Raw genomic sequence first — 13,826 nt, 5'->3', positions numbered from 1 at the left:
TGCCGGGATCAGGAAGGAGGGAGCGAGACGATGCGTTTGAGTCAAACGGTTCAGGGGACGGATTTTGCCTTTTCCTTTCACCTCCCCACGTTGATCGAGTTTGGGTACGGCAGGGCTTCCCGTCTCGGAGAGCGACTGCAGCATCTGGGGGTCACGAACGTGTTTGTGGTGACGGACAAAGGCGTGGAAGCGGCAGGCCTGCTGAATGGACTGGTGGGGTCGCTGCAGTCCGCGGGCATTGCGTTCGACCTGTATACGGAAGTGGAGCCCGATCCCGGTCTGGAGACGATCGATCGCGGGGCGGCGGTCTTTCGCGCAAAACCGTACGACTGTCTGGTTGCGGTCGGCGGCGGAAGTCCGATTGATGCGGCCAAGGGGATGCGGGTTGTCACGTCCTGCGGGGGAAGCATTGCCGATTATGCGGGCGTGAACCGTGTCCCAATGGCTCCGGCAGTCCCGCTTGTTGCCGTTCCCACCACTTCGGGCACAGGCAGCGAAGTCACGATGTTTGGGGTCTATTCCGATTGGCATAACCACGTGAAAGTGACCGTGACAAGTCCGCACATGGCGCCGACCATTGCCCTGGTCGATCCGGCATTGACCGTGAGCCTGCCCGCCAAAATGACGGCCGCGTCCGGGATTGATGCGCTGGCGCATGGAATCGAGACGTTCTTTTCCGTGCGATCACGCCCCGCATCCGACGCTCTGGCCATGGAAGCGATCGCCGCGGTGAATGCCCACTTGCGCCGTGCGGTTCATGACGGATCTGATGTCGAAGCGCGCATCGGGATGTCACATGGCAGTCTGTTGGCTGGCATGGCTTTCACCAATGGATTTCTGGGGCTTGCCCACGCGATTGGAAGTGCGCTTTCCGGGCATTGCCACGTTCCTCACGGGATTGCCATCGGGCTGCTTTTGCCCCATGTGGTCGCCTTCAACGCCCCCGCGCGTCCGGACAAGGCGGCACAGCTTGCGAGACTGTTGGGAGTGGAGGCGAATCCGAGGGAGGAACGAGGGGAAGAGACTTCGGCGGCTGTCGCCCGGATGGTTGCAGATATCGGGCTGCCCACCCGGCTTCGTGACGTCGGTGTCCCTGAAGAGAAGCTCCCCGCGATCGCCAAAGACGCATTCAAGAGCGGCATGATGACGTGCAATCCGCGCCAGCCGACCGAACAGGAAGTAAGGGAATTGTTACGGCGAGCGTTTTGATCGGCGGTGCAGCGGATCATCATCTGATAACATTTTCGGGAGGTATGCGATCATGAGCAGCCATTTTCATCAAGACACGACGGATGAGTTCATCCCCAGCCTGGACAAGACAACGGACGAAGTCGCATGGGATCTGTACCGCAAAGCCATCCGGTTTGGCAATTGGGATCCGGCGGCCATTGACCTCAGCCAAGACAAGCAAGACTTTGCGGCTCTCGACGAGGATTTGAAAGGGTATCTCATTCATTTCTGCACGGGGTTTCTGGATGCGGAAGAAAACGTGGCACTAAAGTTCTGCCCATGGATCATGCTGGGTTCTTCCACGGAACAGCAGGCTTTTCTCAGTACCCAACTGCTCGAGGAATTCAAGCATACCGAGTTTTTCATGCGGTATTTCAAGGAAGTGTTCGGGCGTGAGCGCATTTCCGGTGTAAAAAACATCGTGCAGCAGAAGCTCGATGAACGTGTGAAAAAGATGCTGGCCGCGCTCGAGCAGGGACCCGAGGAACGCGAGGCGGCGTTGGTGGAAGGGCTGACCCACTACCAGGGCATCATCGAAGGCGTTCAGGCCATGACCGGTTACGACGTGTATGAAGCCGTCTTCGGCAGCAAAGGGCTGCTGCCGGGATTAGGCGAAGGGTTTGCTCGGATCAAGGAAGATGAAGGACGTCACGTGGGGTTCGGCCTTCGGATGCTGAAACTGTTTGCCCGCAACCCGGCGCATGCCAGGCGCATCCGCGCGCTGTACGACGAATATCTGCCGCACATCCTGATCCGATACGATCAGCCGGTCGTCGTGGATGGACGGGAATACCCTACGCCGCCTGAGGTTCGGGGACGCGAGCGCTTGACCAAAATGTTTGAGCGTCGGCTGAGAGATATCTTTGGCAAACCGGTATCCGTGTAAGCGAACAGGAGGGGGCCGATAGTGAACGGAAGCATGATGATGGTGAGGGGATCGGAGGCTTGATCGTTGATGAGAGCAAAGACGTTTCGCACGTGGCTGGAATACCTGCAGGCGCAGGACCGGTTGGCCGTCATTGACAGACCGGTCAGCCTGCGGTTTGAGCTTGCCGCGTTGGCCAAAAAACTGGACGGCAGGAAAGCGGTCTTCTTTTCACAGGTGGACGATTACCAGGTGCCTGTGGTTTCGGGGATATGCTCGACGCGGGAACAATTTGCGGAAGCGTTGGAAACCGACCCATACGGCCTTATCCCCAAGTTTGCGCAGGCGGTCGCCTCCCCCGTTCCCTGCCGGCAGGTAAAAAAGGAGGACGCTCCCGTAAAGGACCACATCCGGCTGGATGATATCGATCTGATGCGGATGCTTCCGATTCCCGTGCACCATGAGAAGGACGCGGGCAGCTACATCACCGCCGGCCTGTTTATCGTTCGCGACCCTGTTACCCGGAAGCAGAACGTGTCGATCCACCGTCTGCAGGTCTCCGGGAAAAACCGCCTGGGGGTTTTGCTCCTGCCCCGGCATACCTTTCATCTGTACAAACAGGCGGAGGAAGCGGGCAGACCGCTGGAATGCGCAATCGCCATCGGCGTAGATCCGGCTACGCTGCTGGCGTCGCAGGCGAGTACGCCGTTTGGGGTGGACGAACTGGAAATCGCAGGTGCGCTTCGCGGCGAACCGCTCGAAGTGGTGCGGTGCGAGACGGTCGACATCGACGTCCCGGCGTATGCGGAGATTGTGCTGGAAGGCCGGATACTCCCGCACGTTCGGGAACCGGAAGGGCCGTTCGGTGAGTTTCCCAAGTACTACGGTCCGCGCAGCGACAAGGAAGTCGTCGAAATTACAGCCGTGACCCATCGCAGCCATCCCATCTTTTACACGATTGTGCCGGCGGGGTATGAACATTTGCTGCTCGGCGGCATCCCGCGGGAGGCGAGCCTGTTCCAAACGATTCGGCAAGCGGTGCCGAGCGTCAAGGCGGTCCATATGAGCCCCGGTGGAACGTGCCGCTACCACGCGGTGGTGTCCATCCAAAAAAGAAACGAGGGAGAAGGGAAAAACGCCATCGTTGCCGCACTGGCCAACAGCTTTGACATCAAACATGTGGTCGTCGTCGATGAAGACGTTGACATCTTCAACATGGAAGAGGTGGAATGGGCCGTCGCCACCCGCTTTCAGGCCGAGCGGGATTTGGTCGTGGTGCATGGGGCGCAGTCGTCCAGGCTGGACCCCTCGACCAAGGACGGCGTCGGGTCGAAAATGGGCTTGGACTGTACCGTTCCGTTGGGCAGTGAGCCGATGCGGTACCTGCGAATCAACATCCCCGGATACGAAGAGATCCGGTTGGAGGATTATTTGCGTCCGGGTGGCGGTACGCTTGGGGAAACCTATCTGGAAAGGGGAAAGAAAGCTGTTCGCTGAACAAGCGTGCAGGCAGCGGCCGATCATACCGGCGGGACGATGCAGCAAGGCGGGGCAGGTGAACGTTTGCGTTCCATCTGCCCCTTTTTCCGGTTCGCCGTTCATCATGCAACACGCGCGGCGCACTCGAAAAAACCAAATATTAACACAATATTTATCCAGAATTAACCGTGTGTCGACGATCCGCTTGTACAATCGACGTAAAAGATCCGTAAAGATCCGAGTAAAGGAGCGAACGTGCAATGGACGTGAATCGTCGACAGTTTTTGACGTATCTCGGTGCGGGTACGGCAGCCCTGGCTTCTCTGGCGACCGGCATTCCGGCGCTGGCGGCGGGAGAATCGATCTCCGGCAAAACGGCTGACCACCTGTTCGGGCTGGAGGCGAAAACGCACAAGTTTTCCCCCAAATTCAAACCGATCCAGCCGACCACCAAGGACGACGTGGTGCTGCCCGACGGATTCCGATACGACGTCGTGGCCGTCTACGGCGACAGAATCAACAAGGCTGGCGACACGTTTGGCTTCAACGCCGACTTCACCTGTTTCCTGCCGATTGACGGCAGGGCGGACCACGGCCTCCTGTGGGTCAATCACGAGTATCTGGGCGAACTGGAATACTACGTCACCGGCTATGACGCGCTCAACGCCGATCCGAAAAACAACCAGCGGACTCCGGAGCAAATCAGGAAGTACCTGTATGCGCTGGGCGGTTCCGTGATCGAAGTGAAAAAGGAAAACGGCAGGTGGAAGCTGGTGAGCGACTCCACGTACGGCCGCCGCGTCAGCGGATTGACCAAACACGTGCTGACCGGTCCGGCCGCGTCCATCGCCAAGGAAGTCACCGGCACGTTCGCCAACTGCTCCGGCGGCGTGACGCTGTGGAACACCGTCCTCTCCTGCGAAGAGAACTTCCAGGACGTGGTGAACGACTGCAAGCTGCCGGACAGCCGCCACTACGGATGGGTGGTGGAGGTGGATCCGTTCGATCCGAATTCCACGCCGAAAAAGCATACCGCCCTGGGCCGTTTCTCCCATGAAAACACGGCCATGGTGATCGCTCCGACGGGACAGCTCGTCGTCTACATGGGCGACGACGCCAACGACCAATACGTGTACAAATACGTCTCCAAAGGCACGTTCGACCCGAAAGCGGGCAAACACAACTCCAGGCTGCTGGAAGAAGGCACGCTGTACGTGGCCAACTTCGGCAAGGGCGCATGGATCGCGCTGGACTATGCGGCCAACGAAGCGCTGCAAAAGGCAGCCGACAGCGAAGGCAAACCGCTGTTTGCCTCCCAGGCCGACGTGCTGGTCAACTGCCGCGATGCAGCCAAAGCCGTTGGTGCCACCCCGATGGACCGTCCGGAAGACGTCGAGGTGCATCCGATCGACGGCAGCGTCTTTATCTCGATGACGAACAACGCCAAGCACGGCAACTTCTACGGCCAGATCGTCCGCCTGTTTGAAAAGGACGGCAATCATGCCGGCACCGCGTTTACCTTTGAAATCTTTGCCGCCGGCGGTCCGCAGAGCGGGTTTGCCGCACCGGACAACCTGGCGTTCGACAGCGCGGGCAACCTCTGGGTGGTGACCGACATCTCGTCGTCGTCCATGAACAGCGGCATCTACACGACATTCGGCAACAACGGCGTCTACTTCATCCCGACCTCCGGTGCCCACAAAGGGGAAGCGGTGCAGTTCGCTTCTGCACCGGTCGGCGCGGAGATGACCGGCCCGTGGTTTACGCCGGACGAAACGACGCTGTTCCTCTCCGTGCAGCATCCGGGGGAAAACCTGACGTCCTACGACCGGCCGACCAGCCACTGGCCGAAAGGCGGCAGCGCGGTCGCTCTGCCCGGCGTCATTGCCATCACCGGCTTTTAATCCGCGAGGGAGTGTAGCCTGACATGTTATCCAGCATCGGCATCCCCGGGCTCATCTTGATCCTGATCATCGCCCTGGTCATCTTCGGGCCGAGCAAGCTGCCGGAGATCGGCCGCGCCTTTGGCCGGACGCTGACGGAGTTCAAGTCGGCGGCCAGGGACCTGACCAAAGACGACGATGAGGAAAAGAAAGCGAAGGGTCCGGACGTCTCCGCGAACAGCGGGGAGAAGCGTTGAAGTGAATCAAGTCAGCCATCCGGCACAAAAAGGTGGTGCGTCCCGTGCGCACTGCCTTTTTCCCTGTAGCGTGGCTTACCATGTCGCCTTGTGGAGGAGGGATACGCGTGCGCCAGGAGATGCCGTTTCTCGAACACCTGACCGACCTGCGCCGCCGCCTGATCATCGTTTTGTCCGCGTTTGTCGTCAGCCTGGTGACGTGCTTTTTGTTTGTCGACCATATCTACCGGTTCCTGGCCAGCCGCGCGACGGAAAAGCTGGCGGTTCTGGGGCCGGGCGACATCTTGGCCATTTATCTCAAGCTGGCCGGGGTAGGCGCGGTTGCCGTCACCATTCCGATCGCCGCGTACCAGGCGTGGCGGTTTGTCGTCCCCGCGCTGACGGAGCGGGAGCGAACGGTGGCGCTGATGTACATTCCCGCCCTGTTTCTGCTCTTTTTGTTCGGCTTGGGCTTTGCCTATTTCGTGCTGTTCCCGATGATGTACCGCTTTGTTCTGGGACTGTCCAACGGCAGCTTTGACCTGGTGATTACGGCCAACGACTACTTTACGTTCATGCTGAACATCTGTCTGCCGTTCGGGTTCCTGTTCGAACTGCCGGTGGCGGTGCTGTTTCTCAGCCATCTGGGCCTGCTCAACCCGCACCGGCTGGCCCGCATGCGCAAGCCGGCCTACTTTTTGCTCTGCGTCGTCTCCGTTGCCATCACGCCGCCCGACTTCGTCTCCGACGTGCTGGTGATTGTGCCGCTGATCGTCCTCTACGAGCTCTCCGTCACCATCTCCCGGGTGGTTCACCGCAAACGGGTCGCGCAAGGAGCGCTGAACGGGTAGAAATGTGGTATGATGCTCTCGAATACGGATTTTCGGGAGCGAGCGCGATGCATGTCTACGTAAACGGAACGATCATGCCTGCGGAAAAGGCGTCGGTGTCCGTCCTGGATCACGGTTTCCTGTACGGGATTGGCCTGTTTGAAACGGTGCGCGTGTACCAGCGACGCCTCTTTCTGTGGGACGACCATTACGCCCGGCTCAGCTCCGGGCTTTTGGCGCTGCGCATCAAAGCGCCGTGGACGGCGGAGGAACTGGCCGACGCGATCCTGCGGACGGCGGACGCCAACGGGCTGGAAGACGCGTATGTGCGGCTCAGCGTGACGGCGGGTCCGGAGGGAGTCGGCCTGGCGGCGGACGGGTACGCGCGGCCGTCGCTGTTTATCTTTGCCAAGGAAGTGCCGCCCCTGGCGGAACCGCCCCGACCCAAGAAGCTGCAGACGCTGTCCGTACCGCGCCAGACTGCGGAGGGCCATCAGCGATTCAAATCGCACAACTATTTGAACAACGCGCTGGCCCGCCTGGAGCTGGGGGCGCAGCCGGACGTGGAAGGGCTGTTTTTGACGCGGGACGGCTATGTGGCGGAAGGCATCGTCAGCAACCTGTTTTGGGTGACGAACGGCCGGTTGTACACGCCTTCCACGGACACAGGCATTCTCGACGGCGTGACGCGGCGGCATGTGCTGAACCTGGCGCGGCGGCTCGGCATCCCCGCGGAAGAGGGATGGTACCGGCCGGATGCGCTGGTGCAGGCGGACGAAGTGTTTGTGACCAACTCGGTGCAGGAGATCGTGCCGGTGAGTGAAATCGACGGCCGACCGGTGCCGGCTCCGTACGGGGAACACACCCGTGCCCTGCGACGCGCCTACCGCGAATCGGTAGCGTCCGGTGGGTAAGTATGGTATGCTATCAATCAACATGCCACCTTGTCATGGCAACGTGAAGGGGAGCTGGGCAGATGAAGCACAATCCATTCGTGATACATGGCCGGAGCCGGGCCGAACTGGCGGCGGAACTGTCCGGCCGAAACGGGAGCGAGTCCGACCTGGAGCGGCTGGCCGATGCGGGAGAACCGCTGTTGATCCACCTGGAGCGGCTGGCGCCGGCGGCTGCAGGACTGCTGCGGACAAGCGTACAGGCGTGCGGAGGCGATGCGGTCGTTCTCGACAATCCGGCTGCGTCCGGCTTGTCCGACGTCATCATCCAGGCGACGCGAGGCCAGTTGGAGGGCCTGCTGCACCGTCTGCCGGATCAGGAAGGTGGCCTGCGGGAAGCGGCCGAGGAAGTGCGGGAGCTGATGGCCATGCGTCGGCAGCTTCAGCAGCGCCGGGAGCTGGTCTGCGGCCGTTACGTGCTGCCGTTGGGACAGCGGACTCTGGTGATGGGGATTTTGAATGTGACGCCCGACTCGTTTTCCGACGGCGGCCGTTACGTGGACCTGGATCAGGCGGTTGCCCGGGCCCGCGCGATGGTGGAAGCGGGAGCGGACATCATCGACATCGGCGGGGAGTCGACGCGTCCCGGCGCTGCGGAGGTAGGGCTGGAGGAAGAGCTGGAGCGCGTCATGCCGGTCATCCGCGCGCTGGTGGAGGAAGTGCCGGTCCCGCTGTCCATTGACACCTACAAGTCCGAAGTGGCGGAGCAGGCAATCAGAGCCGGCGCCCACATCATCAACGACGTCTGGGGAGCCAAAAGGGACCGGCGGATCGCCCAGGTTGCCGCGCGCTACGATGTTCCGATCATTTTGATGCACAACCGGGAGGACATGGCCTACACCCGCTTCTTCAGCGACATGGTGCGCGATCTGCGGGAATCGGTCCGCATCGCGCGGGAGGCTGGCGTCCGCGACGAGCAGATCATCCTCGATCCGGGGATCGGGTTTGCCAAAACGCTGGACCACAACCTGGAGGCGATGCGCCGCCTGGACGATCTGGTCGCGCTCGGCTATCCGGTGCTGCTCGGCACGTCGCGCAAATCGATGATCGGCAAGGTGCTCGACCTGCCGGTTCATGACCGGGTGGAGGGTACGGCTGCCACCGTTGCCCTGGGCGTGGCGAAGGGCTGCCACATCGTCCGGGTGCACGACGTCAAGGAAATGAAGCGCGTCGTCGCGATGATGGACGCGATGTGCAAGGGAGGCCTCCCTGTTGGATAAAATCTACTTCAACCGCATGTCGTTTTACGGCTATCACGGCGTGTTCGAGGCGGAGGCGCAGCTTGGACAGCGCTTTTACGTGGATCTGGTGCTGTCGTTGGACTTGTCCCGCGCCGGAGCCAGCGACGATCTAAACGATACGGTCAATTACGCCGATATCTTTGATTGTGTTCGAAAAATCGTCGAAACAGAGCGATACAACCTGGTGGAAGCGTTGACGGCCCGCATTGCCGGCCAACTGCTGCAGTCGTTTCCGATCGCGGAAGTGACCGTGAGAGTGACGAAGCCCAACCCGCCCATCAACGGCCAGTACGACTCGGTTGCCATCGAGATGACGCGCAGAAGAGAGGACAGGAACGCATGACGGTACGGTCGTATCTCGCCCTCGGTTCCAACCTGGGGGACCGGGCGGACAACTTGCGGCAGGCAGTGCAGAAGCTAAACGGACGGAAGGGCATCCGCGTCGTGCGGGTCTCGCCCGTGTACGAAACCGATCCGGTCGGGTACGTGGAGCAGGACGCGTTCCTGAACATGGCGGTCGCGGTGGAAACGGACCTGTCCCCGGAAAAACTGCTGGAGGAAGCGCTGGCGGTGGAACGGGAACTGGGACGGGTGCGCACCGTCCGCTGGGGGCCGCGCACGATCGACATTGACGTGCTGCTGTACGGCCGCCAAGCGGTGAAACAGGAACACCTGGTCATTCCCCATCCGGCGATGGTGGAGCGGGCGTTTGTCCTGATCCCGCTGCGCGACGTCTGGGAGGGAGGGCCGCTTCCCGTATTCGGCCGGACCGTCGAAGACCTTCTCGGGTTGTTGCCGCAGGATGACAAGGGGGTACGAAAATGGGGAACAATCGATTGGGCAATCGCATTCGGTCATTCCGGAAGCTGAAGGGGTACACGCAGCAAACCCTGGCCGACAAGATGGGCGTGTCCCTGTCGTTTGTCGGTTCACTGGAGAGGGGCACCCGCACGCCGACCGAACCGGTGCTGCGCAAAATCGCCAGCACTTTACAGGTGGACTACGAAGAATTATGTGCTATAAATAATAAATGACCTTTTGGATGGGTCTGACGCTCTCCGCATCACCCGCCCGCGCACGTATGCGGCGCAGAGGTCACCTGTACCTTGCGGGAAAAGGAGGTTGAGTATAGATGAAAATCGGTAACATCGAACTGAAAAACAACGTCGTTCTTGCGCCGATGGCCGGGGTGTGCAATCCCGCTTTCCGCTTGATCGCCAAAGAGTTCGGCACCGGTCTGGTCTGTGCCGAAATGGTCAGCGACAAGGGAATCGTGCACGGCAACAAGAAGACGATGGATATGCTGTTTGTCGACGAACGGGAAAAGCCGTTGAGCCTGCAGATTTTTGGCGGGGACAAGGAAACGCTGGTGGAAGCGGCGAAGTATGTCGACAAGAATACCAACGCGGACATTATCGACATCAACATGGGCTGTCCGGTCCCCAAGATCGTGAACTGCGACGCCGGCGCCCGGCTGCTGCTGGACCCGAACAAGATTTACGAGGTCGTCTCGGCGGTCGTCGATGCCGTGGACAAACCGGTCACGGTCAAAATGCGCCTGGGCTGGGACGACGAGCATTTGTACGCGATTGAAAACGCCCAGGCGGTGGAGCGTGCGGGCGCCCAGGCGATTGCCGTCCACGGCCGCACCCGCGTGCAGATGTACAAGGGCAAGGCCGATTGGAACTGGATTCGCCGCGTCAAGGAAGCGGTCTCCATTCCCGTGATCGGCAACGGCGACGTCGCGACGCCCGAGGATGCGCGCCGCATGCTGGACATGACCGGCTGCGACGGCGTCATGATCGGCCGCGCCGCTTTGGGCAATCCGTGGATGCTGTACCGCACCGTTCAGTACCTGACCAAAGGCGAACTGCCGCCGGAGCCGACAGCCCGCGAAAAGGTGGAGATTTGCCTGCTGCACGCGCAGCGGTTGATCGCCTTGAAGGGACCGCGCGTCGGCGTCCTGGAGATGCGCAAGCACGCGGCCTGGTACCTGAAAGGCCTGAAAGGGGCCACCCATACCAAGAACCTGATCAATGCCGTGGAGACGGAGGAGGAGCTGCGCCGCATCCTGATGGACTACGTCGAATGGGTGGAAAACCACGCCGACGATCTCGACGAAGCGGACGTCTCCGTGCAGGAAGAAGCCGTCAGCTATTAACATCCCAGACATTGACAAGGGTTCCTTCATATCCTATAATACGTCGTATTATCAGGACTCAAGCTGCCAGTTCAACCTGGCAGCTTTCCCTATGAAGCCTCATGAGCATGCACGTTCGAGCTGTATATTGTATAGAACATCTACATATAATCCTTTGTACTTTACCAGGTGCGAAGGAATTATCTGTAAACGGGGGAATTGAACCATGTCGGAAAAAGAAGTGATTCTTACACCAGAAGGTTTGGCGAAACTGGAACAAGAGCTTGAGGATTTGAAAACGGTTAAACGAAAAGAGGTAGCGGCGCGGATCAAGGAAGCGATCAGCTATGGCGATATTAGCGAGAACTCCGAGTACGAAGAGGCGAAAAACGAGCAGGCCTTTATCGAAGGGCGCATTCTGACGCTGGAAAAAATGCTGCGCAACGCCCGCATCATCACCAACGAGGATGTGGACACCGGAGTGGTGAGCGTCGGCTCCACCGTCAAGCTGAAAGACCTGGAGTTTGGCGACATCGTCGAGTACACCATCGTCGGTTCCGCCGAATCCGATCCGATGAACAACAAGATCTCCAACGAATCTCCGGTGGGCCAGGCTCTGCTGGGCAAGGCCAAAGGAGCCATCGTCGACGTGCAGGTGCCGGCCGGCGTCATTCAATACGAGATTCTCGACATTAACTTGTAATTCGGAACCACAAGGCGTACCTTAGAAAAAGGGTACGCCGTATCGCTATTTTCCGGACGCCCGTTTCCCGATTGAGTTTTTTGCGAGGAGTGAACAAAGCAATGAGCAACGAGCAAGACCTGCAGCAAGCAGAACAGCAACAGGAAAGCCTTCACGAGCTGCTGCAAGTGCGTCACGACAAGATGAACCAACTGCGCGAATGGGGAATCGATCCGTTCGGCAAAAAATTTGAACAAACCCATCACGCGGCCGACATCGTCAACCGTTTCGGCGGCAAAACCAAGGAAGAGCTGGAAGCGGAAGGACATGTCGTCACCATTGCCGGCCGTCTGATGGCCAAACGGGAGATGGGCAAGGCCAGCTTTGCCCAATTGCTGGACCGCTCCGGCCAGATCCAAATCTACGTGCGTCTGGACACGGTGGGCGAAGAATCCTACAAGGTGTTCGAACTCTGCGACATCGGCGATCTGATCGGCGTCAGCGGCGTCGTGTTTAAAACCAAGACAGGCGAACTGAGCGTCAAGGTAAAAGAGCTTACCTTCCTGACCAAGTCGCTTCGCCCGCTGCCAGAAAAGTATCACGGTCTGAAAGATATCGAGACCCGCTATCGCAAACGCTACGTGGATCTGATTGTCAATCCGGAAGTGCGCGACACGTTCATCACGCGCAGCCGCATCTTGACCTCGATGCGCCGTTATTTGGACAACCTCGGGTTCCTCGAAGTGGAGACGCCCACGCTGCACGCCATCGCCGGCGGTGCGGCAGCCCGTCCGTTCATCACGCACCACAACGCGCTGGACATGCAGTTGTACATGCGGATCGCCATCGAGCTTCACCTGAAGCGGCTGATCGTTGGCGGTCTGGAAAAGGTGTACGAGATTGGCCGCGTCTACCGCAACGAGGGCATTTCCACCCGCCACAATCCCGAGTTCACGATGATCGAGCTGTACCAGGCGTATGCCGATTTTGAAGACATCATGAAGCTGACCGAAGAGATGATCGCACACATCGCCCAGGAGGTGCTGGGGACCACCAAGATCCGCTACCAGGGACATGAGGTGGACCTGACGCCGAAGTGGCGCCGCGTGCACATGGTCGACCTGATCAAGGAACACGTTGGGGTAGACTTCTGGAAGGAAATGAGCGACGAAGAGGCGCGCGCCCTCGCCAAGGAACACGGCGTGGACGTGGAGCCGCATCATACCTTTGGCCACGTGGTCAACGAGTTCTTCGAACAAAAAGTAGAGGAAAAGCTGATTCAGCCCACGTTTGTGTATGGTCATCCGGTGGCGATTTCCCCGCTGGCCAAGAAAAACGAGCAGGATCCGCGCTTTACGGACCGCTTTGAGCTGTTTATCGTGGCCCGCGAACACGCCAACGCGTTTACCGAATTGAACGATCCGATCGACCAGCGCGAACGTTTTGAGGCCCAACTGTTGGAGAAGGCGGCCGGAAACGACGAAGCGCACGAAATGGACGAGGACTTTATCGAAGCGCTGGAGTACGGCATGCCGCCAACCGGGGGATTGGGCATCGGCATTGACCGCCTGGTGATGCTGCTGACCGACTCGCCGTCCATTCGCGATGTGCTGCTGTTCCCGCATATGCGCGCTCGCGACTAGGAAGACGCGGGGAAAACCGTCCGGGATTGCCGGGCGGTTTTCCATTTTTTTCACTTGCATGCGAGAAGGTTTGGTGGTATATTACTTTTCGTTCTCTTCTTGTGTGAAGGGATGCACCGAAAACCGCAAAAATTACCACTTGTCATACTCGATATAATGTGGTAGATTAATAAGGTCGCTGTTGGACAAGAAAATGCGAATGTGAATGCAAAAACTTGTTGACAGCAATCTGACAACCTGATATAATAAAGAGGTTGTTGTAAAAAATGTTCCTTGAAAACTGAACAGCGAAAGCGTTGAACGAGCCTAGCAATTCTTTTTCTTGAAGCTAATGATTCAACTCAACTTTGTTGGAGAGTTTGATCCTGGCTCAGGACGAACGCTGGCGGCGTGCCTAATACATGCAAGTCGAGCGGACCTGTTTGGAGCTTGCTTCAGACAGGTTAGCGGCGGACGGGTGAGTAACACGTAGGCAACCTGCCCGCAAGACCGGGATAACGTAGGGAAACTTACGCTAATACCGGATAGGGCACCTTCTCGCATGAGAGGGTGCGGAAAGGTAGCGCAAGCTATCACTTGCGGATGGGCCTGCGGCGCATTAGCTAGTTGGTGGGGTAACGGCCTACCAAGGCGACGATGCGTAG

At 59.2% G+C, this 13,826-nt stretch carries 14 protein-coding genes and 1 rRNA gene; all 15 read left to right on the top strand.

The features are described 5' to 3' along the window. The first annotated feature begins 30 nt into the window (after window positions 1-30). Window positions 31-1,209: an iron-containing alcohol dehydrogenase family protein gene (locus M516_RS0103920; RefSeq protein WP_051188096.1), complete on the top strand. Its 1,179-nt coding sequence runs from the start codon at window positions 31-33 to the stop codon at window positions 1,207-1,209. Window positions 1,210-1,261: 52 nt separating this feature from the next. Next, window positions 1,262-2,116, top strand: coding sequence for a R2-like ligand-binding oxidase (locus tag M516_RS0103915; protein WP_029097957.1), 855 nt, complete (start codon window positions 1,262-1,264; stop codon window positions 2,114-2,116). 69 nt (window positions 2,117-2,185) lie between these two features. Further along, entirely contained in the window at window positions 2,186-3,592 is a 1,407-nt protein-coding gene (locus tag M516_RS22695) for a UbiD family decarboxylase (protein WP_051188095.1), read from the top strand. 242 nt (window positions 3,593-3,834) lie between these two features. Then, entirely contained in the window at window positions 3,835-5,478 is a 1,644-nt protein-coding gene (locus M516_RS0103905; RefSeq protein WP_029097956.1) for a PhoX family protein, read from the top strand. Window positions 5,479-5,501: 23 nt separating this feature from the next. After that, window positions 5,502-5,714: a twin-arginine translocase TatA/TatE family subunit gene (tatA, locus tag M516_RS0103900; RefSeq protein ID WP_029097955.1), complete on the top strand. Its 213-nt coding sequence runs from the start codon at window positions 5,502-5,504 to the stop codon at window positions 5,712-5,714. Between the two features lie 107 nt (window positions 5,715-5,821). Beyond that, window positions 5,822-6,544 (top strand): twin-arginine translocase subunit TatC, encoded by a 723-nt coding sequence (gene tatC, locus M516_RS0103895; protein WP_029097954.1) that lies wholly within the window; start codon window positions 5,822-5,824, stop codon window positions 6,542-6,544. Between the two features lie 47 nt (window positions 6,545-6,591). Further along, the gene (pabC, locus tag M516_RS0103890) at window positions 6,592-7,437 is read left to right on the top strand and encodes an aminodeoxychorismate lyase (RefSeq protein ID WP_029097953.1); all 846 of its coding nucleotides are present in this window, start codon (window positions 6,592-6,594) and stop codon (window positions 7,435-7,437) included. A 62-nt stretch (window positions 7,438-7,499) separates the two neighbouring features. Next, a complete protein-coding gene (gene folP / locus M516_RS0103885; RefSeq protein WP_152523340.1) occupies window positions 7,500-8,696 on the top strand; it encodes a dihydropteroate synthase in 1,197 nt (398 codons plus the stop codon). Further along, window positions 8,689-9,060 (top strand): dihydroneopterin aldolase, encoded by a 372-nt coding sequence (gene folB, locus M516_RS0103880; protein WP_029097951.1) that lies wholly within the window; start codon window positions 8,689-8,691, stop codon window positions 9,058-9,060. Before folP ends, folB begins: the two co-directional genes overlap by 8 nt. Then, on the top strand, window positions 9,057-9,587 hold the full coding sequence (folK, locus tag M516_RS0103875; RefSeq protein WP_029097950.1) for a 2-amino-4-hydroxy-6-hydroxymethyldihydropteridine diphosphokinase: 531 nt from the start codon (window positions 9,057-9,059) through the stop codon (window positions 9,585-9,587). The genes folB and folK overlap by 4 nt, the downstream gene beginning before the upstream one ends. Next, entirely contained in the window at window positions 9,539-9,751 is a 213-nt protein-coding gene (locus tag M516_RS24565) for a helix-turn-helix domain-containing protein (protein WP_029097949.1), read from the top strand. Before folK ends, M516_RS24565 begins: the two co-directional genes overlap by 49 nt. Before the next feature lie 98 nt (window positions 9,752-9,849). Further along, window positions 9,850-10,878, top strand: coding sequence for a tRNA dihydrouridine synthase DusB (gene dusB, locus M516_RS0103865; protein WP_029097948.1), 1,029 nt, complete (start codon window positions 9,850-9,852; stop codon window positions 10,876-10,878). A gap of 205 nt (window positions 10,879-11,083) precedes the next feature. Beyond that, window positions 11,084-11,560, top strand: coding sequence for a transcription elongation factor GreA (greA, locus tag M516_RS0103860; protein ID WP_029097947.1), 477 nt, complete (start codon window positions 11,084-11,086; stop codon window positions 11,558-11,560). Between the two features lie 101 nt (window positions 11,561-11,661). After that, window positions 11,662-13,182, top strand: coding sequence for a lysine--tRNA ligase (lysS, locus tag M516_RS0103855; RefSeq protein WP_035288841.1), 1,521 nt, complete (start codon window positions 11,662-11,664; stop codon window positions 13,180-13,182). 347 nt (window positions 13,183-13,529) lie between these two features. Further along, a 16S ribosomal RNA gene (locus tag M516_RS0103850) occupies window positions 13,530-13,826 on the top strand; the annotation flags it as partial.

The organism is Brevibacillus thermoruber 423 (genome assembly GCF_000454065.1).
Lineage (GTDB): Bacteria > Bacillota > Bacilli > Brevibacillales > Brevibacillaceae > Brevibacillus > Brevibacillus thermoruber.
This window is presented reverse-complemented; position numbering and strand designations above follow the sequence as displayed.

Excerpts from the sequence above, each read along its gene's own strand:
- lysS (WP_035288841.1), top strand. The coding sequence starts at position 11,662 with ATGAGCAACGAGCAAGACCTGCAGCAAGCAGAACAGCAACAGGAAAGC.
- greA (WP_029097947.1), top strand. The coding sequence starts at position 11,084 with ATGTCGGAAAAAGAAGTGATTCTTACACCAGAAGGTTTGGCGAAACTG.
- tatA (WP_029097955.1), top strand. The coding sequence starts at position 5,502 with ATGTTATCCAGCATCGGCATCCCCGGGCTCATCTTGATCCTGATCATC.
- M516_RS0103905 (WP_029097956.1), top strand. The coding sequence starts at position 3,835 with ATGGACGTGAATCGTCGACAGTTTTTGACGTATCTCGGTGCGGGTACG.
- folP (WP_152523340.1), top strand. The coding sequence starts at position 7,500 with ATGAAGCACAATCCATTCGTGATACATGGCCGGAGCCGGGCCGAACTG.
- M516_RS0103915 (WP_029097957.1), top strand. The coding sequence starts at position 1,262 with ATGAGCAGCCATTTTCATCAAGACACGACGGATGAGTTCATCCCCAGC.
- dusB (WP_029097948.1), top strand. The coding sequence starts at position 9,850 with ATGAAAATCGGTAACATCGAACTGAAAAACAACGTCGTTCTTGCGCCG.
- folK (WP_029097950.1), top strand. The coding sequence starts at position 9,057 with ATGACGGTACGGTCGTATCTCGCCCTCGGTTCCAACCTGGGGGACCGG.
- M516_RS24565 (WP_029097949.1), top strand. The coding sequence starts at position 9,539 with ATGGGGAACAATCGATTGGGCAATCGCATTCGGTCATTCCGGAAGCTG.
- M516_RS22695 (WP_051188095.1), top strand. The coding sequence starts at position 2,186 with ATGAGAGCAAAGACGTTTCGCACGTGGCTGGAATACCTGCAGGCGCAG.
- M516_RS0103920 (WP_051188096.1), top strand. The coding sequence starts at position 31 with ATGCGTTTGAGTCAAACGGTTCAGGGGACGGATTTTGCCTTTTCCTTT.
- pabC (WP_029097953.1), top strand. The coding sequence starts at position 6,592 with ATGCATGTCTACGTAAACGGAACGATCATGCCTGCGGAAAAGGCGTCG.